Source organism: Streptomyces sp. NBC_01635 (assembly GCF_045209715.1).
Lineage (GTDB): Bacteria > Actinomycetota > Actinomycetes > Streptomycetales > Streptomycetaceae > Streptomyces > Streptomyces hirsutus.
Window position 1 is genome coordinate 8388146 of sequence record NZ_CP109277.1, and the last position, 25348, is coordinate 8413493.

The 25348-nt window shown below is 68.3% G+C and carries 18 protein-coding genes and 6 pseudogenes; 12 read left to right on the plus strand and 12 right to left on the minus strand.

Annotated features, from left to right (window positions below):
- Positions 1 to 29: 29 nt before the first annotated feature.
- Positions 30 to 395 (plus strand): annotated as a pseudogene (locus OHB56_RS38255) (hypothetical protein); the annotation flags it as partial.
- Between the two features lie 417 nt (positions 396 to 812).
- On the opposite strand, the gene OHB56_RS38260 reads toward OHB56_RS38255, so the two are convergent.
- Positions 813 to 2045, minus strand: a complete 1233-nt coding sequence (locus OHB56_RS38260; RefSeq protein WP_406358933.1) for an IS701 family transposase — start codon at positions 2043 to 2045, stop codon at positions 813 to 815.
- A 325-nt stretch (positions 2046 to 2370) separates the two neighbouring features.
- On the opposite strand from OHB56_RS38260, the gene OHB56_RS38265 reads away from it, so the two are divergent.
- On the plus strand, positions 2371 to 3597 hold the full coding sequence (locus OHB56_RS38265) for an IS701 family transposase (protein ID WP_406359251.1): 1227 nt from the start codon (positions 2371 to 2373) through the stop codon (positions 3595 to 3597).
- Positions 3598 to 3876: 279 nt separating this feature from the next.
- On the opposite strand, the gene OHB56_RS38270 is transcribed toward OHB56_RS38265, so the two are convergent.
- Positions 3877 to 4281 (minus strand): type II toxin-antitoxin system PemK/MazF family toxin, encoded by a 405-nt coding sequence (locus OHB56_RS38270; RefSeq protein ID WP_063731101.1) that lies wholly within the window; start codon positions 4279 to 4281, stop codon positions 3877 to 3879.
- 211 nt (positions 4282 to 4492) lie between these two features.
- On the opposite strand from OHB56_RS38270, the gene OHB56_RS38275 reads away from it, so the two are divergent.
- The 3 genes from OHB56_RS38275 to OHB56_RS38285 all read left to right on the plus strand — a co-directional run bounded on the left by OHB56_RS38275 (position 4493) and on the right by OHB56_RS38285 (position 7372).
- Positions 4493 to 5731 carry an IS701 family transposase gene (locus OHB56_RS38275; RefSeq protein WP_406359298.1) on the plus strand — a complete coding sequence of 413 codons (1239 nt, stop codon included), beginning with the start codon at positions 4493 to 4495 and terminating at the stop codon, positions 5729 to 5731.
- A gap of 503 nt (positions 5732 to 6234) precedes the next feature.
- Complete coding sequence (locus OHB56_RS38280; protein ID WP_406358486.1) at positions 6235 to 7158, plus strand: integrase; 924 nt, start codon at positions 6235 to 6237, stop codon at positions 7156 to 7158.
- The gene (locus tag OHB56_RS38285; RefSeq protein ID WP_406359299.1) at positions 7046 to 7372 is read left to right on the plus strand and encodes a tyrosine-type recombinase/integrase; all 327 of its coding nucleotides are present in this window, start codon (positions 7046 to 7048) and stop codon (positions 7370 to 7372) included. Before OHB56_RS38280 ends, OHB56_RS38285 begins: the two co-directional genes overlap by 113 nt.
- 211 nt (positions 7373 to 7583) lie before the next feature.
- Here OHB56_RS38285 and OHB56_RS38290 read toward each other — a convergent pair whose 3' ends face one another.
- Positions 7584 to 8972, minus strand: a complete 1389-nt coding sequence (locus OHB56_RS38290; protein WP_406358488.1) for an HNH endonuclease — start codon at positions 8970 to 8972, stop codon at positions 7584 to 7586.
- A gap of 124 nt (positions 8973 to 9096) precedes the next feature.
- On the opposite strand from OHB56_RS38290, the pseudogene OHB56_RS38295 reads away from it, so the two are divergent.
- Positions 9097 to 9444: pseudogene (locus OHB56_RS38295) on the plus strand (contact-dependent growth inhibition system immunity protein); the annotation flags it as partial.
- A 45-nt stretch (positions 9445 to 9489) separates the two neighbouring features.
- Here the strand turns inward: OHB56_RS38295 and OHB56_RS38300 are convergent.
- Positions 9490 to 10383 (minus strand): IS5 family transposase, encoded by an 894-nt coding sequence (locus OHB56_RS38300; protein WP_406359014.1) that lies wholly within the window; start codon positions 10381 to 10383, stop codon positions 9490 to 9492.
- Positions 10384 to 10696: 313 nt separating this feature from the next.
- Here OHB56_RS38300 and OHB56_RS38305 point away from each other — a divergent pair.
- Positions 10697 to 10801, plus strand: a pseudogene (locus OHB56_RS38305) (hypothetical protein); the annotation flags it as partial.
- Positions 10802 to 10847: 46 nt separating this feature from the next.
- Positions 10848 to 12008, plus strand: a pseudogene (locus OHB56_RS38310) (IS3 family transposase).
- Between the two features lie 187 nt (positions 12009 to 12195).
- On the opposite strand, the gene OHB56_RS38315 reads toward OHB56_RS38310, so the two are convergent.
- Positions 12196 to 12459, minus strand: coding sequence for a hypothetical protein (locus tag OHB56_RS38315; protein WP_406358490.1), 264 nt, complete (start codon positions 12457 to 12459; stop codon positions 12196 to 12198).
- A gap of 184 nt (positions 12460 to 12643) precedes the next feature.
- Between OHB56_RS38315 and OHB56_RS38320 the strand changes: the two genes are divergently transcribed.
- Complete coding sequence (locus OHB56_RS38320; RefSeq protein ID WP_406358492.1) at positions 12644 to 13372, plus strand: hypothetical protein; 729 nt, start codon at positions 12644 to 12646, stop codon at positions 13370 to 13372.
- A 276-nt stretch (positions 13373 to 13648) separates the two neighbouring features.
- Here the strand turns inward: OHB56_RS38320 and OHB56_RS38325 are convergent.
- The 3 genes and pseudogenes from OHB56_RS38325 to OHB56_RS38335 form a co-directional block, all read right to left on the minus strand.
- A pseudogene (locus OHB56_RS38325) lies at positions 13649 to 13759 on the minus strand (IS5/IS1182 family transposase); the annotation flags it as partial.
- 47 nt (positions 13760 to 13806) lie between these two features.
- The gene (locus OHB56_RS38330) at positions 13807 to 14874 is read right to left on the minus strand and encodes a tyrosine-type recombinase/integrase (protein ID WP_406358494.1); all 1068 of its coding nucleotides are present in this window, start codon (positions 14872 to 14874) and stop codon (positions 13807 to 13809) included.
- A 120-nt stretch (positions 14875 to 14994) separates the two neighbouring features.
- Entirely contained in the window at positions 14995 to 15969 is a 975-nt protein-coding gene (locus OHB56_RS38335) for a YafY family protein (RefSeq protein WP_326751139.1), read from the minus strand.
- Positions 15970 to 16048: 79 nt separating this feature from the next.
- Here OHB56_RS38335 and OHB56_RS38340 point away from each other — a divergent pair, with 79 nt between their 5' ends.
- On the plus strand, positions 16049 to 16783 hold the full coding sequence (locus OHB56_RS38340) for an alpha/beta fold hydrolase (protein ID WP_326751138.1): 735 nt from the start codon (positions 16049 to 16051) through the stop codon (positions 16781 to 16783).
- 26 nt (positions 16784 to 16809) lie between these two features.
- Positions 16810 to 17886, plus strand: a complete 1077-nt coding sequence (locus tag OHB56_RS38345; protein WP_406358497.1) for a winged helix DNA-binding domain-containing protein — start codon at positions 16810 to 16812, stop codon at positions 17884 to 17886.
- Positions 17887 to 17940: 54 nt separating this feature from the next.
- Here OHB56_RS38345 and OHB56_RS38350 read toward each other — a convergent pair whose 3' ends face one another.
- Both OHB56_RS38350 and OHB56_RS38355 read right to left on the minus strand, forming a co-directional pair.
- Complete coding sequence (locus OHB56_RS38350; RefSeq protein ID WP_406358499.1) at positions 17941 to 20013, minus strand: transposase; 2073 nt, start codon at positions 20011 to 20013, stop codon at positions 17941 to 17943.
- Positions 20010 to 21161 (minus strand): DUF4158 domain-containing protein, encoded by a 1152-nt coding sequence (locus OHB56_RS38355; RefSeq protein ID WP_406358501.1) that lies wholly within the window; start codon positions 21159 to 21161, stop codon positions 20010 to 20012. Before OHB56_RS38355 ends, OHB56_RS38350 begins: the two co-directional genes overlap by 4 nt.
- Positions 21162 to 21294: 133 nt before the next feature.
- Between OHB56_RS38355 and OHB56_RS38360 the strand changes: the two are divergent.
- Positions 21295 to 21717, plus strand: a pseudogene (locus OHB56_RS38360) (AMP-binding enzyme); the annotation flags it as partial.
- Between the two features lie 34 nt (positions 21718 to 21751).
- On the opposite strand, the gene paaK reads toward OHB56_RS38360, so the two are convergent.
- Positions 21752 to 23047, minus strand: coding sequence for a phenylacetate--CoA ligase PaaK (gene paaK, locus OHB56_RS38365; RefSeq protein ID WP_326756895.1), 1296 nt, complete (start codon positions 23045 to 23047; stop codon positions 21752 to 21754).
- A gap of 218 nt (positions 23048 to 23265) precedes the next feature.
- A complete protein-coding gene (locus tag OHB56_RS38370; protein WP_406358503.1) occupies positions 23266 to 25104 on the minus strand; it encodes a sulfatase in 1839 nt (612 codons plus the stop codon).
- Positions 25105 to 25348 lie beyond the last annotated feature (244 nt).

Consider the following 25348-nt stretch of genomic DNA (forward strand, 5'->3'; position numbering starts at 1 on the left):
GCCGGTTCGCCACCACCCTCGAACCCGCTCGCACCCCGTTCCGGCGGAAGTGGCGCCGGGCTCGTGCGGTCGCCGGCCTCCCGGACGGCTTCCGCTTCTACGACCTCCGCCACACCGGACACACCCTGTCGACCCGCTCGGGCGCCACCCTCCGGGACACGATGGTGCGCGCCGGCCAGTCCTCCGAGAAGGCGGCGCTGATCTACCGGGACTCCGACGAGGAGCGGCAGCGGGAGGTCGCCGCCGGACTGGACGACCTCGTGCGCGCCGGGCGTGCGAAGCGCCACACCGACGACCGTGCGCACCACAGGGGGAGCCGTCGGCGGGCTGACGGCGCGGTTGTGGTGCGGCACCCGCTCACCGGTCTGGACAACAAAGAACCCCCGGGTCGCTGACCTGGGGGTTTCGCATGGAGCGGGTGACGAGAATCGAACTCGCGCTCTCAGCTTGGGAAGCTGAGGTGATCTACGGGCGGTTGCTCGACTGGCCTGGGCGGAAGCGCTGCCAACGTCCGATGGCTTGTCGGGCTGGTTCCCGGTGTTCCCCCGTGGCTCCCCGCACGATCTGGCACGGGTGTGGCACGAACCTTGGCCAACACAGCCGGTCACGACGGCGAGTGCGTCGACCGGTTAGTTAGTACTCCAGCAGTACTTCGCGTCTTGACCTGCGCGGTTGTCGAGCGGTGGGAGTGTAGCGGGCACCGCCCGGTCAGGGGCGGTTTCTGACCGGGCCCCCCTCGAAGGAGTGTCCCCGACGGCGATAGTGGCAGTGGCGGGCAACGGCTTGGCGTCGTCGACGCCAGTGCGACCAGTTCAGCGCGTGGGTGTGGGCACGGGGGTGGCGGGGAGCGCGAGCTGCCAGGAGCCGCCGCACTTCCGCCACGGTGAGCTCGATGACCTCGGCTTCCTCACCGGTGCAGCCCCCTTTTCGCGGGCCTGCGCGGTCATGGCTGCGAGGAAGGCGTGCGCGAGCATGGCGAGGGTGATGTGCCGGTACCAGCCGACGTAGCGGCGGACTTCGTACTGGTCTAGGCCGCACTCGTTTTTTGCCGCCTGGAAGCACTCCTCGATCGCCCACCTGGTGCCGGCGACCCGCACCAGGTCGTCCACCCCCGCGTCCAGAGGTGCGTAAGCGAGGTAGTAGGCGATCTCGTCCGGCTTGCTCACGCTGCGCCGTGCCAGCGCCCACCGTCGACACACCAACTCCCTTATCTGGTAGTCGAATTCGGCGACTGTGGGCAGCTGGATCGCGGCCCAGTCGTACATCCGCTGACCCTTGGCGCCCTGTCCGCACGAGCGGCGCTCCCACGCTTCCTCCGGGGCCTGGGCGAAGAGGTGATCGATGCGCGGGCATCCCACGGTGAACTGGGACTTCGGCACAGCCACGACGTAGCCGACACCGGCGTTCTCCAGCATGCGGCGGAAACGGCATTCCTGGCCGTAGGCGGAGTCCGCGGTGACCCAGGCGATCGGCAACGGCGAGGCCAGTGCGCGCAGCACGATCGCCTTGGCGAGGGCGCCCTTGGTCGCGAACTCCCGCTCGTCGGGGATCTTCGCGGCGTGGCAGCGGTCACGATCGGTGGTCCAGGACTTGGGCAGGTACAGCTCCCGGTCCACCAACGCGCGGCCGGTGGAGCTGGCGTAGGCGGCGAAGACGCCGATCTGGCAGTTCTCGGTGCGGCCGGCGGTGCCGGAGTACTGGCGTTGTACGCCGGCCGAGGTGGTGCCCTTTTTGATGAACCCGGTGTCGTCCACGATCAGTACCCCGTCGGGGTGGCCGATGCTCTTGGCGACGAAAGCCTGCAGGTCGTCGCGGATGTCGTCAGGGTTCCAGCGGGCGCGGGAGAGCAGGTGCTGCAGGCCGTCGGGGGTGGCGTGGCCAGCGTGCTCGGCCAACTGCCAGCTGTTTTTTCGGGCCACCGGCGCCAGCAGTCCGTGTACGTAGGCTCGCATGCGGCGGCGGGGTTCGACGCGGCCGAAGCGGTGTCCGATGTCGTTGAAGAGGTCGTCCAGGTCGTGGTCCCAGGTCTCGGCTGCCTGTTCAATTGCGATCACGACGGGAGGCTTCCCGGCCTCGAGACACCGCTTGCCGTCGGGGACACTCCTTCGAGGGGGGCCCGGTCAGAAACCGCCCCTGACCGGGCGGTGCCCGCTACACTCCCACCGCTCGACAACCGCGCAGGTCAAGACGCGAAGTACTGCTGGAGTATTAGTACTCCAGCCGGACTTCTGTATTTACCCTGGTCAACGGCCTGGCAGCGGGGAGTGTAGCGGGTGCGCTGTGGTCGTGGGACGGTCTTGCCGGGGCCGTCCCACCAACGTGTGCCCGCGCCGCATGTAATGACAGCGCGACGAGCAGTCCGTTGTCGTGATCCACGACGTACCGACGAACGCCTGGGACCTGGAACTCGAAGAACTCTTCCTGCGGATCGGTGGACGCTTCTCCCGTGTGGAACCACGCCGGCGGATGCGGGACTACGTCCGCGGGCTGCTCGGCCCGGTCGGCCGCAAGAACAGCTGGCAGCTCGCCGAGTACGCCGGCCACGCCACCCCACACGGCCTGCAGCACCTGCTCTCCCACAGCCGGTGGGACGCCGACGGCCTGCGCGACGACCTGCAAACCTACGTCGCCGAACAACTCGGCATGCCAGACGGTGTGTTGATTGTCGACGACACCGGATTCGTGAAGAAGGGCACCACCTCTGCCGGAGTGCAGCGCCAATATTCCGGCACAGCCGGCCGCACCGAAAACTGCCAGATCGGGGTGTTTGCCGCCTATGCCACCACCCGCGGCCACGCCCTGGTCGACCGCGAGCTCTACCTGCCCAAGTCCTGGACCGGTGACCGCGAGCGCTGCCGAGCGGCCCGCGTCCCCGACGACCGCACCTTCGCCACCAAGGGCGACCTCGCCCGCGACATGATCGAGCGCGCCCTGGCCTCTCCGCTCCCTTTCACCTGGGTCACCGCCGATTCCGCCTACGGCCAGGACTCCCACTTCCGTCGTTTCCTGGAAGACCGCGGCCTCTTCTACGTCGTGGCCGTGCCCAAGTCCCAGCAGGTGAACGGCCCGCGCATCGACCATCTCATCGAGCAGGCCCCGCTCGAGGCGTGGCAGCGTCTGTCGGCGGGGCAGGGAGCCAAGGGCGAGCGCTCCTACGACTGGGCCGCCGCCCGTCTGCCCGCCGTGGCCGAGCCCGACGGCGGCGAGCCGACCCGGCAGCGATGGATGCTGGCCCGCCGCAGCATCAGCAAACCCGACGAGATCGCCTACTACCTCGCCTGCGCCCCGCTCGAGGCCACCGCCGCCGACCTGGTCCGCGTCGCCGGTTGCCGCTGGAAGATAGAGGAGTGTTTCCAGAGCGCGAAGAACGAGTGCGGCCTGGACCAGTACGAGGTCCGCCGCTACGTGGGCTGGTACCGGCACATCACGCTCGCCATGCTCGCCCACGCGTTCCTCGCGGCGATGGCCGCCCAGGAACGCGAAAAAGGGGTGACACGGCCGACACGCCCGACCTCGTGGACCTCACACCGGCTGAAATCCGCCGTCTGCTGGCAACTGAACCCCGCCGCTATCCTGCAGGCCGCGACCACGCGGTGAACTGGTCCCGCTGGAGACGCCGCCACCAAGCACGAGCCCGACGCTGTCATTACATGCGGCGCGGGCACACGTTGGTGGGACGGCCCCGGCAAGACCGTCCCGCGACCACAGCGCACCCGCTACACTCCCCGCTGCCAGGCCGTTGACCAGGGTAAATACAGAAGTCCGGCTGGAGTATTAGTACTCCAGCCGTAGATCGTGATCTTGTTGCTGGAGTGCGGTGGAGAGGGGGCAGCGGTCAGTCGTCGACGAGATCGAGCTGGGCAGCACAGGCGTCCGCTACTCGAGTCCTTCGAGACGGCGGGCATCTTTGATCTCGCTGATCCTGGCAGCCGTCATCGGGGTCCACTCCCTCCTCTCTCCAGCGGCACGGAGGGCTTCTCCAACCTCGCTGAGCTTCACGGAGGACAACACGCCCGCCCGCTCGATCAGGTCGTCCCGGGCCACGGTGGTCAGCCATGTGCACGGAGTAAAGCCTGGACGCGGGAACGCGAACCGCAGCACGCCTTCGAAGGGCAGTCCTTCCGGGGCTCCTACGGCCACTTCAACGCCCAGGCCGCTGATGTCGACGCCCGCTGGCGCAACGACCTGCATCGCCTGAAACCCGGATGACTCCTCGTCCGAGAGCAGCACGACCGGGCGTCGCTCATCGAAGTCGACCCACCAGACTTCACCGCGTTGCATGTGTCCTCCTGGCACGAGACGGCGGGCGAACGCTGCGTGCCCCGTGCGGGACACGGAAGGGATGCGGCCCGTCTTCGCACGTCGTGACCGAGGGGCGGTGAAGACGGGCGCGGCCACCGTTGATCATCGGTGTGTGAAGACTGAAGATCATGCGGTGGCCGCGAGTCACAGCGTAGACCCTGCCCGCTGGCAGGAGGCGTTCGAGGTCCTGATGTCCCGGATAGCGGGCCGGTTCGCGCGGGTTGAACCCCGGCGTCGGGTGCGGGACTTGGTGCTGGGGCTGCTGTCGGACCTGCCGCGCAAGAACTGCTGGAGCATCGCCGAGTGGGCCGGGCAGGCCAGTCCGCATGGAATGCAGCACCTGCTCGGCTGGGCTAAGTGGGATGCCGACACCGTGCGCGATGACGTGCGCGAGTACGTGCTGGAACATCTGCACGACGACGATGCGGTGCTGGTCGTCGATGAGACCGGGGACGTGAAGAAGGGCACGCACACCGTGGGTGTCCAGCGCCAGTACACCGGCACGGCCGGGAGGATCGAAAACGCTCAGGTCGCGGTCTACCTCGTCTATGCAGGCCGCCGCGGACACGCGGCGATCGACCGCGAGCTGTACCTCCCGCGCTCCTGGACCTGCGACCCGGACCGCTGCCGGGCGGCGGGACTGGGCGAGGACACCGTCTTCGCGACCAAGCCGGAGCTGGCCGCCCGCATGATCGGCCGCTTCCTTGACGCCGGGCACCGTGTGGGCTGGGTCGCGGGCGATGAGGTCTACGGCGGCAACCCCAAGCTGCGGGCCGCGCTGGAAGAGCGCCAGGTCGGCTACGTGCTCGCCGTTGCTTGCTCGGCCGAAGTCACCACGGGCGCGGGGAAGTTCCGCGCGGATGTCCTGGCCGTGAAGGTGCCGAAGTGGGCCTGGCTGAAGCTGTCGGCAGGGGCCGGCGGCAAGGGGCACCGCTTCTACGACTGGGCCGTCATCGACCTGGCCGAACCCCGCCTCGGCAGCCACCAACTGCTGATCCGCCGCAACCGCACCACCGGTGAACTGGCTTACTACCGTTGCTGGTCGCCGGCTGCGGTGCCTTTGGCCACGCTGGTGCGGGTCGCCGGGTCGAGATGGCGGGTGGAGGAGACCTTCCAGTCCGGAAAGGGCCTGGCCGGACTGGACGAGCACCAACTCCGCCGCTTCACCTCGTGGTCGCGCTGGGTCACCCTGGCCATGCTCGCCCACGCCTTCCTCGCCGTCGTCCGCGCTGACGAACACGCCCGCCATTCCGCCCCGGACGGGCTGATCCCGCTCACCTGCAACGAGATCCAGCGACTATTCACCACGCTCGTCGTTCGGCCCGTGCACGGTGCAGCCCACCGGCTCGGCTGGTCCGACTGGCGACGCCGCCATCAGGCCCGAGCCCAGGCCAGCCATTACCGCCGACAAGCCGCGAATCAGACCTGAAGATCACGATCTACGGCTGGAGTATCAGGCACTCTCAGGAAGCGAGTTGTCCTGTGCCCCTCATGTACCTGATGTGACGTCAGGTAAGTCAGTATCTGATCAGCATCAGTCCCCGCACATTCCGAGACGGCTGTCCGAACAGACGCCTGGTCAGCGGCGTCGCAACAGCTTGGTTCGCGCGGAAACGCAGGCAGGAACCCTATCGCCAAAGTGAACCGATGTTCCTCACAATCTTCGGGCCCAACGCGTGCCGTTGTACAGTGAAGAACGCCCTTGACCTGCAGCAAGCAGGCAGGGAGCCGTCTTCCAGGAGTCCCGAATGCTGCGTACTCTGTTCAAGTCCAAGATCTAGCGTTTGGGTATTTCCGCAGGTCAGGGACCTGATCGCTGCCTCCAGGTCAGCAAACGGTCAGCATCGAGTCGGACGGTGTCCGGCTTGCTGACCTGCACGTACGACGTGGGTCTGCCGGGCCGCCCATCGCCCTGCCCGGAAGGCTTGACACGTGGCTCGACAGCTCGCTCGTGGAATGGGGTCGTTCTTCAAGGAGTGCGGTTGTTCCAGGCCGACCCGTTGCCCGCACCCGTACACGATTCGGTTCCGGGACGCTCTCGGCAAGCAGCGTGAAGAGGCCGGCTACGACACGCAGGACGACGCGATCGAGCGCCTCACGCAGATTTACGCGGAGAAAAAGAAGACGGCGCCGTCCGTTGCCGAGGCCCGCCGGGAACTCGGCCAGCAGACGGTCGCGGAATACGCGAAGCAGTGGCGGCCGCGGCAGCGGAGGATGACGGAGTACTCCACGGGCTGGCACGTGGACAGCTCCATCAACGTGCACATCATCCCCCGTCTCGGATCAAGAAAGCTGAACTCGGTCACGCCGATCGTGGTCGAGCGTTTCCTGGACGAGTTGGAGGCCGATGGGGTGGGCCGCGGAAACCAGGTGAACATCTTCCGCACTCTGAAGGCGATCTTGCGGGACGCCTATGGCAAGGGGGCCATGGCGGACGATCCTGTGAAGGGGGTCCAGGAGCCGGAGTACGTCCGCCAGAAGGTGGTCATCCCGCCCCTCGCCTACGTAAAGAAGGCGCTGACTGCCGCTGATGAGTATCTCGCGCTGGAGATCGTCATGATGGTGGGCTGCGGTTTGCGAAACGGGGAAGCCCGGGCAGTGAACGTCAACAACGTTGTGGCGGACGACGTCTACCGAGTGCATGAGCAGATCCACTCCAACACGCACAGGCCGGCGAAGCTGAAGCACCGCAAGGCGGGGGGAGTTCCGCGAGGTCCCTCTGCCGCGCTCGGTGCGGGAAGCTATCGAGCGGCACGAGGAGAAGCACGGCACCACGCAGGATGGCTATCTCCTGCGCGGCCCAAGCGGCTACTACACGGAACCGATGGAACGCCGCCGTGTGCAGAAGCTCTTTAGGAACCTCCCCGCGGCGGACGGTGTCGGCATGTACAGCTTCCGGCACTACTTCGCCTCGAACGCGCTCGGGAACGGAATACCGATCACCGACGTGGCCGAATGGATGGGGCACAAGTCCATTGAGGAGACGTATCGGACCTACAGGCACCTGATGCCGGGCAGCATCGCCAAGGCCGCCCGCATCTTGGATGCCAGTCTGTGGGAAGCCGCCTGATCGGATTACGGCGGACAACAGGTCCTTCGTCTGCTGGTGGTACATCTGCCCACACGACTCTGACCGGCACGAACAGGCGGTTGAAATTCCAGACTCAGAGCCAGCGGCCCGCCTATGGTCCGGATTTTGGTTTCTGGGGCGCCCTCAGCGAGTTCCGCTAGGCACCGCACACACCATCAGCCAGCTTGTCGGTGCCGATGAAGGGGCAGGTTCATCGAGCCGCGGCGAGCAGTTGCTGGTGCCTGGCGAGGGCCGTAGCGCGAAGGAGAGCACGGAACTCGTCGGTCACCGTCCCACGGGTCTTCAAGGCATGGCAGTTCGGGCATAGAGCGATCATGGCCTTGGGAAGGTCCGCGCCCCCCTTAGCGTGATCGTCTATGTGATCCACTTCCAACAGGTAGGAGCCATTTCGGCTGAGCGTTGAGGTGTACCGGGGATCAGGGCAGCGGGGGTTCTCGCAGCCCCCTTGGCTGCGCTCGAGCACCGCATGCCGGGATGCGGCGATGCGGCTCAGCCGCTGACCACCTTGGGGTCGGCGGCGGTGGCTCTTGCCGTCCTGTACGGCGCGCTCCGCCCGGGCGTTCAGTTCCGCGTAGCGCAGAGCCGGATCTGCCATGCGGCGCAGCAGGGCAACGGTCATTCGGCAGCGGTCGAGTGCGTCGGTGGCCGGCTCCTCGGCTGGCAGTGCGAAGTGACCGGCGGCCAAGTCCCAGTCGCTGTTGAACTCGCTGTAGCGCAGACGCGCGCACTCCCAGCGGCTGCGGTTCAACTTCGTGAGTGTGATCGCTGTCTCCGGCCACAGGGCACCGTAGGGGATGCCGTCCCGCAGCCAGGCGTACTCCAGCCCCGCGTAGATCGCGGCGTACTGGAGGTTGCGTCCGTAGGCGACGACGCGCTTGCCCTGGAGTCTGCGCAGCAGGGTGTCAGCTACCTCGCGGAAACGGGGAGCGGCTTCGAGTTCCGCAGGGCTGACATGGCCGAGTTGAAGCTGCTGCAGGCAGGTCGTTTCCCATTCAGGGTTGATGAATTGGTGCCATCTTTTGCGGCCGCCAGCCGAGGTGAGTGCTATCTCATAGGGCACGGCCCGTTCCAGGGGCGAGGTGGACGGAGCAGGTGATCCGATGGCGCTGACGGCCAGAATGACCGTATCAGGGTCGTCGAGGACGTCCTGTGCCCAACGGATCGCAGCATGGCGGATGGCTTGGGCTTCGGCGGCATCGGGTGGCGCGGAGAAGGGGACAGCTTGATCCGCGCGGTAAACAGGCGACGGCGGATATACGGTCTCTTCCCATTCCGGCGTCGTCCGCCCGGTACTCGTCGGCGTTCCGGGGATAGCAATCAGCTGCGGAGGCCCGAGTACGTAGGCGTCGGGACGGAACAAGTTCGACGCGCGCAGCCCTGCGGCCCTGAGCTGGCCGGCGGGCTTCAACCCCTTCGGCAACCGCGGGTAGCGCTGAAGCAGGCTCCTCAAGACGTCATTCGGCTGTGCTTCCGGATTCTGGACGTAGACCGGCGCGCCGAACCCGGCGGGGGTGGCACCGCATACCACATGTTGTTCACCCACGGGGCTGAACGAGACGGTATCGAACTCTGCGAACATGTGAGGCTGCTGACTCCATAGCAACGAACGAGGACCTGAGACCGCGTTTGAGATCTCGTCGTAGGACAATCGAGCGGTGACGTGACCCCCGAACTGTGACCGCTCCCTTGAAGAGCTTGAACGTGACCGCTGGCCAGCCCCGTCGGCCGACGCCACCCGTCTTGTCGCTACTGCACACGCCTTGCGGCGTCGGCCGATCGGCGAGCTGACAGTCGAGGACATGCGTCTGTTGATCGGGCAGGACATAGGACTGCCCTACCTCCTGCCGCTGGCCCTCAAGGTGCTGCGGGACAACCCGATGGCAGAGGGTGTCATGTACGAAGGCGATCTGCTGTCCGCGGTCCTCACCAGGAACCCAGCGGTCTGGACCGAGTCTTCCGGACTCGGCCGAGAGCTTCGCGCGATCGTCTCGGAGTTGACCGACCTGCCACCTGACCTGCAACAGAAGGTTGAACGGTTCCTGACTCCGTAGCGCGCTGACGCGGAATGTTACCCATGGGCGGGCGGACCGGCGTGTCTATGGAACCTTTCGCGCAAGCGGGCGCGGGCCCTGCCGTGTCGCCGGCCGACCGCGGGTGAGGCGGCGGACCATGAGGCCGATCATTGCCCAGCGGATCATGGTTTCGGAACGGGCCGGGCTGGTCTCGTAGTCCCTGGCGAGGCGGCGGTGGGCGGTGAGCCACGAGAAGGTGCGCTCGATCGCCCAGCGCTTGGGCTGGACCTGGAAGCCGCGCTGGCCAGGATCCTTGCGGACGATGTCCAGCTCGCGGCCGAGCACCTGGGTGGTCCAGTCGACCAGGCGACCGGCGAAGCCCTGATCCGCCCAGATCTTCCGAATCTGCGGATGGTCGAGTCGAGTCCACAGCAGCGGCCGCTTCGCGCCATCCCGATCCTGGACACTGGCCGCGACGACATGGATCGCGACGAGCAGGCCGAGGGTGTCGGTGACCAGGAACCTCTTGCGGCCCTTGACCTTCTTGCCCGCGTCGAAGCCCCTGGTGGCCGCCGGGACGGTGTCGGCGGTGCGGACAGACTGCGAGTCGATCAGCCCTGCACTCGGCTCTGCGTTTCGGCCGTCGGCCTCACGGACCCTGCCGCGCAGGACGTCGTGGACGTGCTCGACGGTGCCGTCGTCGTGCCACCAGGTGAAGTACCAGTACACAGTGGGCCAGGGCGGGAAGTCCTTCGGCAGCTGCCGCCAGGCGCACCCGGTCCGCACCACGTAGAAGATCGCGTCCACGGTCCGCCGACGTGGGTGCTTCTCCCGACGCCCACCCCTCGGCCCTACTCGCGCTGGCGGCAGCAACGGCTCCACCAACACCCACTGTTCGTCCGTCAGATCCGACGGATAGCCGCCCCCAACACCACTCACGCAGAGTTCAACGACCGCTCCATCGCACAGGCACGGCAGATCTCAAACGCGGTCTGAGTGAATCTAACCCGACAGGCTCGTGGCCTGAGCTGTTGCGGCCAAGTTCAGCGGCGACGTCGACGCCATCACCTACGCTGCGCGGTTATGGGCGTGCACCTACTCGGTTGGGCGGCGATTGAGATGAGCGGGACGCCGGACCATGAGGTCCCACCTCTCGCATGAGCCCGGACGCCGACCCCGGCGCCGCGGCTGGCGACGCCGCTTTCGTCTTCGGATATGGCGTAGCGACCGTAGGCGGCGTGCGCGGCTCGGATAGCCGCCCCGCGTCGAGCCCACCGCTACCAGCCCCGAGGCACTGCGCAAGCAGGTCGAACAGACCTGCACCAAGCTCGGGAAGACGGTCGAGGCGCTCGCCGCGAAGACCGCCGTCAAAGGGGTCTGCCGTACGATCGGGTGACATCTGAACCGGCTTGCCCTGCGGGGCGGGTGGCAAGGATGTCGCTGTGCCCAAGCCTTATCCGGAAGAGTTCCGCCAGGACGTCGTGCGGGTCGCGAGAAACCGTGGCCCGGGTGTGACGGTCGAGCAGGTGGCCACCGACTTCGGAGTCCATCCGATGACGTTGTGGAAGTGGAGGCGTCGCGCGGACATCGACGACGGGAGCAAGCCCGGAACGACCAGCCAGGAGAGCGCAGAGCTTCGGGAAGCGCGTCGGCGGATCAAGCTGCTGGAGCAGGAGAACGAGGTCCTGCGGCGGGCCGCGGCTTGTCTGTCGCAGGCGCATCTGCCGGGAAAAGGATCTACCCGCTCGTGAAGGAGTCGGCCGGGGACGGGGTGCCCGTCACGGTCGCGTGCCGGGTGCTGAAGCTCGCCAGACAGCCCTACTACCGCCGGCTGGACCAGCCGGTGACCGATGCCATGCTGGAGGAGGCGTATCGCGCGAACGCGCTGTTCGACGCGCACCGTGACGACCCGGAGTTCGGCTACCGCTTCCTGGCCGACGAAGCACGCGGCGCCGGGGCCGTGATGGCGGACGGACTGCCTGGCGGATCTGCCGGGACAACCGCTGGTGGAGCGTGTTCGGCAAGAAGCGCGGCAAGGGCAAGAAGGTTCGCCCGCCGGTGCACGACGACCTGGTCCGCCGTGACTTCACCGCGACCTGTGCGAACCGGCTGTGGCTCGCCGACAGCACCGAGCACGCCACCGGCGAAGGCAAGTTCTATCTCTGCGCGATCAAGGACGCCTTCAGCAACAGGATCGTGGGCTACTCCATCGATGCGCGGATGGAGTCCCGCCTGGCCGGGGCCACCCTGGACAACGCCGTGGCCCGGCGGGGAGACGTCGACCGGTGCATTCTGCACAGCGATCGTGGATCGCGGTTCCGCTCCCGGAAGTTCGTCCGGGCGCTCGACCGCCACCGGATGGCCGGATCAATAGGGAGGGTGGGAGCTGCCAGCGACAACGCGGCCATGGAGTCCTTCTTCAGCCTGCTGCAGAAGAACGCCTCGACCGCCGTGTCTGGGCCACCCGTGAAGAACTGCGGATCGCGATCGTGACCTGGATCGAGCGGACCTGCCACCGACGCCACAGACAAGCCTCACTCGGCCGACTGACCCCCGTCGAATTCGAGACCGTCATGACCACTCCGGCCCTCCAGGCCGCGTGACCGAACCTGTCATCCGAACCTGCATCAGACCCCTTATCCGTGCAGCAGTCCCACGCACGGGGCCACAAGCCTGTCGGCGGGCAGCTCACCCGCGTGCTTACCAATGCCCACCTGGGGATCCCTTGATCACCATCCGGGGCCCCACCGGCGGGTAACAGCCGCTTGCACGGATTAGCCGGGCCGGCGGTCACTCTGCGTGGATCTTCGGTCGGACCTCCACGATGATGTCCGCGTCCGCCATGTCACCCTCCTCGTCGCGCCAGAGGAGGACCCGCACGTGCCGCGCCTGGGGAAGGCCGCGCATCTTCCACTCGCTCATCAGGTCGGTGACGACGAGGGCGACGGCGTATTGAGGGCCCTCGCTCGAATCATCGGCGGTGATCGAGCCCCGCCACCGTTCGGAATCGCTGCCGTACGGGCGCCATCCCTCCGAGCCGTGCGGCTCGAACACCCGGTACACCCAGTCCGTCTCGGTGCCGATAGCACCGATCCTGTCACTGCAAGGGGTCCCATGCGCCGCATCGGATCGACTTCAGCGCGGCCAGGCCGCTGGCAGTACCACGCTCGCGAAGGCCTGTAGGGTGCTAATACCCACGCACAGCCCCTGAGCAGGCACTTTGCTGCCTCAGGTGATCATGGCAAGCTCGGACTGCATGGCGTTGCGCATGCTCTACCTGATCTTCCTCCGACTCCTCGCACCGCTCGTGCTGCTCTCCCGCTCGGCGGAGGCCAAGGACATCGAACTACTCGCGCTGCGCCACGACAATGCGGTGCTGCGCCGCCGGCTTGGCGTCCGGCCACGCCTTACCCGGCCAGACCGCGCGGCACTCGCCGCCCTCGCCCGGCACCTGCCGAGCAGGCTGCGCCGAAACCGCCTGGTCACCCCCGAAACCCTGCTGTCCTGGTACCGCCGGCTGACCCGCTGCAAATGGGAGCAGAAACCCGCGTGCACCGGGCGGCCGCCGATCTTCGCGGAACTCACCGCCCTGATCCTGCGCCTGGCCCGCGAGAACCCGACTTGGGGCCATACCTGCATCCAGGGCGAACTGCGCCGCCTGGGCCCCGCACCCCGGCGCAGCCCCAGCGGAGGTCCGACCTGGCGCGAGTTCCTGCGCACTCAGGCCTCCGGCCTGGCCGCGGACTTCCTCCACGTCGACACCGTTCGTCTGCCGATCTGTAACGAGCAGCACCTGCGACACGTCCTCGCCGAGTACGCCGAGCACTACAACTCCAGCCGGCCGCACAGAGCCCTGGACCTGCGCGCTCCAGCCGACGACGCGGACGTCATCCCCTTCCCCGCGCAGCGGATCCAGCGCCACGACGTCCTCAGCGGGCTCATCCACGAGTACCGCAACGCCGCCTGACGAAGATCACGAGAGCTGGCGAAGCCGCAGGTAAGCATGCATACAGGACTTTTGGAACCCTGCGCGCTTCCCACCCTCACCGGCGTCCCCCGGATCAGGCTGCCCTCAGCTTCAACCGGACTGCTGTGACAGCCCGGTTGCGGGGTCCTTTCACCCCCACCCGGTCTTCAAGCGCCTTGTGGCGCACGGTGCCGTCGAGGATTACGTGCGCTTTCGTACGAGCCGTCACCATCGCCTCGTCGAACGTTGGGGGTGCCCCCGGCCGGAGGCTGGGGGAGTGTCACCGCATCTCAGGTGGGCCAGGGCGAGCAGAGCCTGACGTCCCACAGTCAGTCGCCGCCATCGGGTCCCGATCTGCCGGCGTCGAGTCGCCAGTTCACGGCTCAGGTAGGGGTGCCGGTAAGAACGCTGTCACCAGCCGCAAACGACGGGTGTCACGTGTGGCGACGTGCGGCTGGGTCGCGTTCCGCGACATGTCGGGCGACCGCGTCGACACCGGGACGGGCGTAGCGCTCCAGGGAGCGGACGGAGGCGTGGCGGGAGCGGGCCAGCAGCATCGGGGTGGAGGTGCCACCCTCCGCATCGTGGGTGAGCGCGGAGTGCCGTAGCCGGTGAAGTGTCCAGCCGTCCAGGTTCTCGATGTCCTCGGGTGAGGCGAGCGGGTTGGCCAGCAGCCGGGTGTTCTCCTCGAAGATCTCCTTGGCCCTGCGGTAGGAGAGCCGGGCTCGACCGGTCTCCGGGCACACGTCGAGCGTCGGTGTCCCGGCCGGGGCCTTGCGGTCGGTGAGGAACAGCGGGCCGCGGGTGCGGCGGGCGATGAGGCGGGGCAGGAGCTGGGCGGTACCGGACTGCCAGTGAATCCACTCCGTCGCGCCGCCCTTGGCGGTGATCTTCCCGCGTTCGTCCTGCGGGTAGAGGTCCTCCACGTTCAGGCACAGCAGCTCATCGGCCCGCGCGGCGGACTCATAGAGCATCTTCCAGAACGTCTTCTCCCGCAGGGCGACGTCCAGGCGCCACAGGACGGCGATGTGATTCTCGGCCAGGGCCTTGGTGCGGTCCGGCGGCGCCGGCCGCCGCTCGATCCCGATCGTCGGGTCGTAGGTGATCCAGCCCTGGCGCTGCCACCAGCCGATCGCCTTGCGCGCGATGGACAGTTCGCGGTTGACGGTGTCGGCGTCCATCGCGTCCGCCCGCGCCGCCGCCAGTTCGGCCAGCACCTCGGGCAGCGCCGGGTCGCCGATCGCGGCGACGGGGAAGACGGGCGGCTTCGCGCCCCGGCGGGCGGGCCCGGTCGGCGCCGGTTCGCCGGCGAGCATCCACCCCCATGTTGTCAGCGAGATGCGGTAGATCCGCGCCGAGGACTTCGCGATGCCCGCACCGGTGAGGTACCGCTCGACCGCGGCGGTGTACGACGAGGGCGGGGCAGGCAGGGGGACGCCTCGGGCGCGCGGCAGACGGAGCGCGCCCCTGCTCCCGAGTTCGGTCACCGGTTCGATCGCCATGCCAGGCCCGCCCTTCCGGCACTGCCGCAGTAAATGCGTACACCTCACCTGCGGCGGCCGGAGGGCCCGCCGCAGGTAGAACTGATCACGATAGAGGGTCTGCCGCAGTAAATCCGGCATTTACTGCGGTAGTTCTTCCGGTCTCCGCTGGGCGGCTGCGGTGAGCTGGGCGGCCAGATTCTTGAGCGCCTGCCGTAGTTCGTCGGGATGGTGGATGGTGAAGGGCCACTCCAGGGAGGCGAGCATGTGGGCCATGCCGTCCAGCCGTTCTGCCCGTGCGTGCATGAGAACGCCGGTGGGCTGGGCGGTGAGGGTCACCGCTGAGCGAGGTAGCCGGCGAGCGATCTCATCGAGGGGGCCATGGATCGTCACCTCGACCTGCCAGCGGTAGGGCCCCTGAGCGAGGGTCGAGGTCAGGTGGGCCACGGGGTCGAAGCCGTCGGGTGCGGTGAAGCTGTCGGCTCGGGAGGTGACGGAGGCGATGCGGTCGATGCGGAAGGTACGCAGGCTGTCGCGGAGGTGGTCGTGGCCGACGACGTACCAGCGGCCGGTGTGGAAGACCACGCCATATGGGTCGATGTCGCGTTCGGTGTGTTCCTGGCGCCAGGACTGGTGGCTGATACCGACGGTCGTGTGGGCGCGGGAGGCCTGGGCCAGTGCCAGCAGAACGCCGGTTCCGGGTGCCTGCCCGATCACGGCGTTGGCGGTGAAGGACAGGGTCTCCCGCATGGCGGCGAGCGGTTCGCGCAGGGCGTGCGGAAGCACCCGCTCGATCTTGGCCAAGGCGCCGGCACTGGCCGGCGCGGCAGTGCCCATGCCCAGACGTTCTGCCGCGAGCAGGCCAAGAACGACGGCGAGGGCCTCGTCATTGGTGAGGACCAGAGGTGGCATGCGGTAGCCGCGGGCCAGTCGGTAGCCGCCGTAGCGGCCGCGTTCGGCCTCCACGGGGATGCCCAAGTCGCGAAGGTGGGCCGTGTAGCGGCGCACGGTGCGGACGTCGGTGTCCAGGCGGTCTGCCAGCTCCGCCCCGGTGAGCCGGACGTTGGACTGGAGGAGTTCCAGCAGGGTCAGCACGCGGGTGAGGGGATGCGACATGGATCACTCGGCATTTCAGGGCGGATTCTGTCCTGTATCGACCTTACGCTCCCCGCAGCACCTACTTCTGGGAGATCACATGACCACCTTCGTACTCGTTCCCGGTGCCTGGCTCGGGGCGTGGGCCTGGGAAGACACCGCCCGCGCTCTGCGCGAGCGCGGCCACGCGGCGCTGCCGCTGACACTGACGGGCCTGGCCGAGCACGCAGACCAGGGCGGACCCGAGACGGACCTGGACACGCACATCGCGGACATCACCGGCTTCGTCGAGCGGAACGATCTGCGCGACGTCACGCTGGTCGCCCACAGCTATGCGGCTGCTCCGGTGACCGGGGCAGCCGGACGTCTCGACGACCGGCTGGAGCGCGTGGTCTATGTGGACAGCGCCCCGTTCGCCGCGGGCATGTGCATGCTGGACCTCATGCCACCGCAGGCAGCGGACCAGCTGCGTCACCAGGTCTCCGCTTCCGGTGACGGGTGGCGGCTGCCGATGCCGCCGTTTGAGGTCCTGGGCTTGTCCAGCAGCCTCGACGGGCTCGATGAGGGCCAGCGGGACGCTCTGCGCTCGCGTGCCACCCCTCAGCCGTTCGGCACCTACGCCCAGCGTCTTACCGGCCCGGCCGAGCCCGGTCCCGGTGTGGACCGTGTCCTGGTCGCGTGCCATGACTTCACGGGGCTGCTGGATGCCGGGGTGCCGATGCTGGCCTACCTGAACCAGCCGCCGTGGCGGCGCTTCGACCTGCCCACCGGGCACTGGCCGATGCTGTCCGCGCCCACCGAACTCGCCGACATCCTCGACAAGGCCGTCTCCTGACCGCGCCGGCTGAGAGGCACAGCCCGATGCTTGACCACGAGAGCGTCCGCCGGCTGCGGGCCCACGCCCAGGCCCTGGCCGGCGGAGCACGGGAGGACTCTGCCGAGGCGGTCGTCCAACGGGTCTTCGCCATCCAGGCCCAGGACGCCACAGCCTCCGACCTGGGCATCCGCGTACGCGGCCGGGACATCACCACCCAGGCCATCCGCACGGCATACGAGAAAGAGCGGAGCATTGTCCGCGGCTGGTACATGCGCGGCACCCTGCACACCATTCCCAGCGACGACGCCCGCTGGGTGTTGCCGTTGCTGTCCCCGCGGATCCTTGCCGCAACCAACCGCCGCTACCAGCAGCTGGGCCTGGACGACGATCTGCGCCAGCGCGCCGACCATCTCATCCGGCGCGCTCTTGCCTCGCACGGCCCACTCACCCGGGCCGAGCTGACCGAGCACCTCACCACCCTCGGTATTCCGCCGGACGGGCAGGCGCCGTTCCACCTGATCCGCCACGCAGCACTCACCGGCATCCTCTGCCACGGCCCACAGCGCACCGGTGAGGCCACCTATGTACTGCTCAACGACTGGCTGCCCACCATGGGGCGTTTCCGGTGGGAGGGCGACGCTGTCCTCGCCGAGCTGGCCCGCCGCTACCTGGCCGCGTACGCCCCCGCCACCTTGGAGGACTTCGCCGCCTGGTCCGGGCTGCCGGTCACCTGGGCCCGCAGGGCCTGGAAAATGCTGGCGGAATCGGGCGCGATCACCGAGTACGGCACGTTGACCATGCTCGCCGGGCGGGTGAAAGAACTCCCAGGCTCGTCTGACACCCCGGACGTTCGCATGCTGCCTGCCTACGACAACTACCTGATCGGCTACCGCACCCGCGAGGTGTCCGTCCCCGCTCTCCACCAGGCCCGCGTCTGGCCAGGAGGCGGCCTCATCCGGCCCACCGTCATCGCCGACGGCCTGGCCATCGCCACCTGGACCCGTGGCTCCGGCTCGCGCTCCATCCAGGTGGATGCGTTCGAACCTGTCCGGCCTCAGATCGAGCAGGGTATCGACATGGAGAAGGAGGCTGTCGTCGGCTTTCTGCGGCCCACCTCATAGCCGACCCGCATCCCGATCCAAAAATAGGGCGGCCGCGTAGGCGAGAACGTCGGGTCAAGCGGCCTGGCCGAGGCCGGTGGCGATCAGACCCTGCTCACGGAGCGGGGTGAAGTCGACGTCAAGCTTCGGGTCGTACGCTTCCGGCTGGATGCCGAGTTCGTGGGTGCTGTACTTGCCGAACCGGTTGATGTGTTCGGTCAGGTACGGCGAAATGTGCGCCAGGTCTTCCGGGTCGATCTCCCGTCCCTCCTCCAGCAGTTGGCGGACGATCTCCGCGATGTCCAGGGCGTTGTGGAAGATCACCGCGTTCGTGAGCAGGGCGTTGAACTTCATCGCCTTCTCCTGCTCGATGGGGTCGTTGTCGGCGATGACGCCGCGGTTGCCGAAGCCGATCCACTGGGAAAACCGGTTGAACGACTCGACCTTGTTGGTCGCAGCGGTCACCCGCCGGCGCAGCGGCGCGTCCGAGAGGTAGCGCAGGAGCCGGACGGTGCGGATCACGCGGCCGACCTCGCGGAAGGCGGCGTAGGTGGCGTTCTTCCGCGACCCCGACCGCAGGCGCTTGAGCAGCGTGGAAGAGGAGATGGTGCCCTCGCGTACGGAGACGGCCACGCGCATCAGGTGGCGGAACTGGGACTCGATCAGGGCGAAGTCGATTGTGTTCTTGCCCGGCTCGCCGAACAGGGCGTCGATGTGCACGTACTCCGTCTGCTTGGAGGGCCGGTAGAAGGTCAGTTCCTTCCAGTTCCTGATCCTGGGCATCAGGTCGAAACCCAGGAGGTGGGCGAGCGCAAAGACAGGGAAGCTCTGGCCCTGCGTATCCGCGTGCACCGTGGTCGGCTGCACCTCGGAGGTGTTCTTCAGCAAGCCCTCGATGATGTGGACGGCCTCCCACACGCCGCACGGGATGAAGTGCGTGAACAGCGCGATGTAGGTGTCCGAGACGTGGTGGTAGGCGATGCCGCCCGGCTTGCCGTACCTCACGCTCGTCTCGGAGAGCAGGTTGTCGAGACAGGTGTCCATGTGGGTGCCGTCCGCCGCCACCACGGTCCCGTCACCCCACGCCTGCGAGATGTCCAGGCGGGCGTGCGCGTTCACCAGGTCGGCGACCGCCTCGTTCAGCAGCACGATCGAGAAGTGCTTGTTGGCGACGTACGACAGATCGTGCCCGCTCACGCCGGGGATGTGCCGGGCGGCCTCGTACGGGCCCATGTTGGTGCCCTCGACGAACGTGACGATCACGTAGCGGCCCCGGGGGTCGGTGAGCTTGGGCTCGTTGCCGGACGGCGGGCCGAAACGGCGCCGCCACTCCACCCCGTACGCGGTCCGGGCCACGATCCCCATCATGGAACGCTCCGGCATCCTCGCCTTGATCTCCTGCTCCAGCCGCTTCGCCGAGGGCCGCTGACCGTCAGCCCGGAATGCCTTCAACGACGGGATGCCCGTCTCCGGATCGATGACCAAGCCCTCGTTCTCCGGGTACCCGGCGTCCGCCACCGCGGCGGCGCCTCGCAGCTTGCCCTCCAGCTGCCGGCGGAAGAACTTCGCGTCGAACTCGGCGCTCTCGCCCGCTTCGGCGAAACCGACCTCCACCAGGTAGGACCCCAGAGTCTCCTGGACGACCCCCCAGTCCAGCAGCTGCTCGGACCAGTCGGCGTACTCCTCCGAGCCGACCACCGCGACGTCGCCGGTGCGCAGTTCCTCGGCGAGGGCGGTGAAGACCATCGCCTCGAAGTGCTTGCGGACGAACTGCCCAGGCCGGGTCTTGTCGAGGACGGCCTTGCGCCAATTCTGGGTGGCGAAGGAGATGTCGACCTCCTTGCCCTCCTCGTCGAAGGCGGTGATGTACTCGACGCGGGCCGCCTGGTGCCTCTGGGCGTGCTCGAGCGCATCCAGCACCCGACTGTCTTCGCTGGTCGCAGTGAACTTCAGCTTGTTGTTGTCGGCCAAGTCGAACATCACCGCCCGGTCCCGGCCGATCTGCCCGTACAGCAGCACTTCCCAGAAGTTGCCGTGGTGGGCAGAGACCTTCTCAATCTGCTCGTACTGCTTCGTGAATCCACCGAAGCCCTCCACCGCGCGGGTGACCGCACCGAACCCGCCGGCCTGCACCACCTGGGCCTTCACCAGGGCGAGGACCGCCGGGAGACCCTGCCCTCCAGCCGCGTCGCGACCTCGTCCACCGACGCCTCCTCGTCCAGGCCATCCAGGGCCTGGCGGACCTCGGCGGTCATGACCGCGGCCCTCGTGAGCGCCTCCTGTGCCGGGCCGCGCTCGTCGATGTGCTTGAGCACGGTGCGGTAGTTCCCGATCAGGGCCTCGACGATCTCCCGCTCCGCGAGCCGAATCTCCTCCAGCTCCGCCTTGGCCTTCTTGATCTTCGTCGCCACACGCTTGCAGAACATCGTCGCCAGGTCGTCCCGCACCCGCATCCGCGCCTTGTGCGTCAGGGCCGCGACCAGCGCGATGCGCTTGACAGGGACGAAGGCCCGCAGCTCCGAGGCGTCCGCCGCGTCCGCTTCTCCGGCGAAGTCGGTGACCTTCCCCGCGGCGACACCCTCCATCCACACATCGGTGTCGCCCAGCTCGTCCAGCCATTCCAAACGTCTGCTCAGGTTCTTGAAGTGCGACCAGGTCGGGCCCTTGGCGGGCTTCTTCAGCCGGTTGAACAGCGTCGTCCCGTCGCTGTCACGGTCCTCCAGCAGCCGCATGAGCCCCGCCCTCTGAGCAGCGCTCATGCGATCGTGGATGCCTGCGCAGATCGAGGCGTTCACCTCGGCGCGGATCTTCGAGGCCATCTTGTCGAAGGTCGAGAACCTCGGCAGCTCCAGAGCGGCCTCCACCACCTTCTCCAGCGCGATGTTGATCAGGTCCGCCGGGCGATTCTTCGCCACGGCCTCCTTTCGGATCGACTGCTCGATGATCCCCCGGGCCTTGGCCTGGTCGTACGTCACGCCGGCCTGCTTGCGGACCAGGCCCCGGTGGTGCTTGGCGGTCCGTTGCGCCCGGTACACCGGCAGCGTGCCCTCCGGCAGCTCCACCGCCCGCCGGACGAAGTCCACCACCCTCTCCGGGACGTCCTCCAGCGCCGGGAAGCACCCCATACGCCGGTACGACTTCAGCATCAGCAGCAGGGCCAGCAGATGCTCATCGCAGTCCGTGGCATTGGCCGCCCACTCCAACTCATCGCGACTCGGGGAGAAGAACAGATGCAGCTCATGCGCGGTGATGAGCCGCTTGAACCGGGGATACGCGGTCCGTTCAATCGATGTCACAACCCACCCCAGGCCCCAGACGACGCTCAACATCACCACCAACGACACTGGACCGAATGGGTGACGGGCGACTGGCGCTCAGGGCTTCAAGACCATCCTGTTGCCCCTTTGACGCGTATCTCGGTCACACCCCTGCGAGGGGTACTGGGACAAGCCCGAGGGGACCACCGAGGCCTTCCGCGACGGCTGGTTCCGCTCCGGGGACCTCGCGGTGCGGGACGCCCACGGCTACTTCACGATCGTCGACCGGGTCAAGGACGTCATCAACTCCGGCGGTGTCCTGGTCGCCTCACGGCAGGTCGAGGACGCGCTGTACACGCACGGGGCGGTCGCCGAGGCGGCCGTGATCGGCCTTCCCGACGACCGCTGGGTGGAGGCCGTCACGGCGGTCGTCGTCGCGCGCGGCGAGACGACGGAGGAGGAGCTGATCGCGCACGCGCGCGAGCGGCTCTCCTCCTTCAAGGCGCCGAAGAGGGTGCTGTTCGTGGACGAGCTGCCGCGCAACGCCAGCGGGAAGATCCTCAAACGGGAGCTGCGCGACCGCTTCACCGGGTGAGCGCGGTACCCGACCCGGGGTGGGCCGGCGCGATTCAGCGCGGACGCAGGTCCACGATCCTCCGGATCTTGCCCACCGACCGCTCCAGCGTCTCCGGATCGACGATCTCCACCCCGACCGACACCCCGATGCCGTCCTTCACGGCCGCCTCGACGGACCGCGCCGCCGCCGCGCGGGTGGCGGCGTCCGCGTCCGGCCGGGCCTCGGCGCGCACCGTGAGGGCGTCCATACGGCCCTCCCGGGTGAGCCGGAGCTGGAAGTGCGGCGCCACGCCCGGTGTGCGCAGCACGATCTCCTCGATCTGGGTGGGGAAGAGGTTCACCCCGCGCAGGATCACCATGTCGTCGCTGCGGCCGGTGATCTTCTCCATCCGCCGGAACGTCCGGGCCGTCCCCGGCAGCAGCCGGGTCAGGTCCCGCGTCCGGTAGCGGACGACCGGCATCGCCTCCTTGGTGAGCGAGGTGAAGACCAGTTCGCCCCGCTCGCCCTCCGGCAACACTTCGCCGGTGAGCGGGTCGACGACCTCCGGGAGGAAGTGGTCCTCCCAGATGTGCAGCCCGTCCTTGGTCTCCACGCACTCCTGCGCCACACCCGGTCCGATGACCTCCGACAGCCCGTATATGTCGACCGCGTCGATCGCGAACCGCTCCTCGATCTCCTGCCGCATCCGCTCCGTCCAGGGCTCGGCGCCGAAGATCCCCACGCGCAGGGAGGTGCCGCGCGGATCGACGCCCTGCCGCTCGAACTCGTCCAGCAGGGTGAGCATGTAGGACGGCGTCACCATGATCACCGCCGGCTCCAGGTCCTGGATCAGCTGCACCTGCCGGGCCGTCATGCCACCGGAGGCGGGAATCACCGTACAGCCCAGCCGCTCGGCGCCGTAGTGGGCGCCCAGGCCGCCGGTGAACAGCCCGTAGCCGTACCCCACGTGCACCGTGTCCCCGGGCCGTCCGCCCGCCGCACGGATCGAACGGGCCACCATGTCCGCCCACATGGACAGGTCGCCCTCGGTGTAGCCGACGACCGTGGGGCGCCCGGTGGTCCCGCTGGAGGCGTGCAGCCGGCGGATCCGTTCGCGCGGCACGGCGAACATCCCGTACGGGTAGTTCTCCCGCAGGTCCGCCTTGGTGGTGAACGGGAACCGGGACAGGTCGGCGAGGGAGCGGCAGTCGTCCGGGTGGACGCCTGCCGCGTCGAAGGACGCCCGGTAGAACGGCACATGGCCGTAGGCGTGCCGCAGTGAGGACCGCAGCCGATCCAGCTGGAGTGCCCGCAGCTCCTCCACGCCGAGCCGTTCCGCCGAGTCGAGCAGGTCCACCGCCTGAGCCATCAGGAACTTCCCCTCGCTCATCGCATCCGTCGCGTCAATCATGCCAATACGGGCGACCGATCATTCGGTCGCTGCCGTAGGCATCAGTAATCCAGCCCGACCCCGTCCAAGGCAAGGCCCGGGGCGCACTTCTTCCGCGCGCCGGGGGTGCCGTGAACGGGGGAGAGGGAGGAGGGCAGCGGGAGGAGGGGAGCGGGGCGGGGCCGGGAGGTCTCCGCTCAGCCGGTGGCGCCGGACGCGCCGCCGTGCTTGCCTCCCTGCGGCCCGTACGCGGTCATGAAGCGGTCGCGGAACTCGTCCATGCCCCAGCGCGGGGCGTCGGGCGCGGGCTTGAGGCCGTCGGTCCAGTTCCAGTCCGCCACCCGGTCCAGGACCTTCTCGTCGCGGGCGACGATCGTGATCGGCACGTCCTTGCCGGTGTCGCCGGCGGTGACGGTCGGGACGGGCTGGTGGTCGCCCAGGAAGACCAGGACCGTGTCCTCGTCGCCGTACCGCTCCATCCACTCGGTCAGGCTGCGCAGCGAGTACTCGATGGACTTGCGGTACTCGGTGCGTACCTTCTCCGGGTCCTGCCAGACCTCGGCGGGGTCGGTGCCCTCCTTCTTGATCTCGTGGAACACGGAGCCGTCGCCGAGGTCGTCCCAGTCGATCATGCGGGCGTTGGGGGACCACGGGTTGTGGCTGGAGGCGAGGATGATCTCCGCCATGATCGGATCGCGGTTCTCCCTGCCGTGCTCCAGACGCTCGAAGGCCTCCATGGTGAACTGGTCGGGCACCGGCGTCCAGCTGAAGTACGGGCCCTGGTAGCCGAGGTGCTCGGAGTCGTAGATGTGGTCCAGGCCGAAGTACTTGCCCTCCGGCCAGGCCCGCCGCACCCCGGGCACGATGCCGACGGTGCGCCAGTCGCCGGTCTTGCGGAAGTAGTTGGTGAGGGTCATGCGGTCGCTGGTGGTGAGGCTGCGGTAGCGCTGCTGGTTCTTGATCCACAGGCCGGACAGGAAGGTGGAGTGGGCGAGCCAGCTGCCCGCGCCCGTCACCGGCGACCTGAGCCAGCCGCTGCGCGACTCGAAACCGGCGGCCTTCAGGGTGCCGGTGCCCTCCTTCAGTACCGCGTCGATCGGCTCCGCCATCGCCGGATCGTCGATCGCGACCCGGCCGTAGCTCTCGATGAAGGTGAACAGGACGTCCTTGCCGCGCAGCCCGGTGAACAACTGGTCCGGTGGAGTGTCGGCGAAGGCGTCGACGGCGGCCTGCCGCTCGAAGACCCGTGCGTCCTTGAGCCCCGCGCGCACCTGCTCCATGCGGTTGCCCAGCATCTCCGCGGTGCCCTTGGTGGCGAGCGGGACGCCGGTGATCTGCACGCCCAGGGTGACGCAGGTGATCCACACGACGCCGAGGACCAGGGTGGTGCGGGCTGCGGTCGGACGGTGGCGGACCATCAGGTTCGTGATCCGCACCGCTGCCAGCGTCATCAGCACCAGCAGGGCGGCGAACAGGACGATCACACCGATCACGGCGAGGATCTGCCCGCCCCGGCCGAACGACTCCCGGACGAACTCGGCCGCGTCGTCGAACAGGATCCAGTCGAGCACCAGGTCGAACGGGCGGGCCAGTACCTGGTAGAACCCCATGTCCACCATCTTCAGGACGGTGAGCAGACCGAGCAGGACACCCGATACCACCGCCGTGATCCGCCGGGGCTTCGGCGGCAGCGCGAGCAGCAGCGTCGCCAGCAGGACGCCCTCGGCCGGGATGCGGAGGAACGTCTCGAGCGAGAGCCGCTCCACGCGGTTCGGCACGAGGAGCGCGAACAGCAGCAGCGCTCCGGCCAGGACGGTCGTCCCCACGGTGATGCCACGGGCGGCGCGGGGGTGGCGCTGCCGCCAGCGGTCCGGTCGGGTGGGTGCCGGGCCGTCGGGGGTCTCCTCGCGGGGCTCGGGCTCGGGCGTGCCGGCGGGGGCGGGGGGAGGGGCAGTGGTGCCGGCCGGGCCGTCGTCCGGGTCCGCTCCGCTCTCGGTGGGGTCCGACAGCTGACGGGAGCGTGTGAAGAGCTGCACCCGGGGGTCCTTCCGTGCGGTACTGCGAGGGCATGGCACACCGGGCCCGTGAACGGGCCTGCCACCACCAGTACGTTCGTATGTCGTCCCGCGTTCAATCGCGTGGTCCGAAGTCCGCGGTCCGAACTCCCGTGCTTCGGAGCCCGCCGTCGGGCGTCCGCCGGCGGGGCGCCGGCGGTCCCGGCGCGCGCGTCGCCCGCGCCTCGCTCCGGCCGGCCCCGCCTCCCGCCCCGCGTCCGCGCCG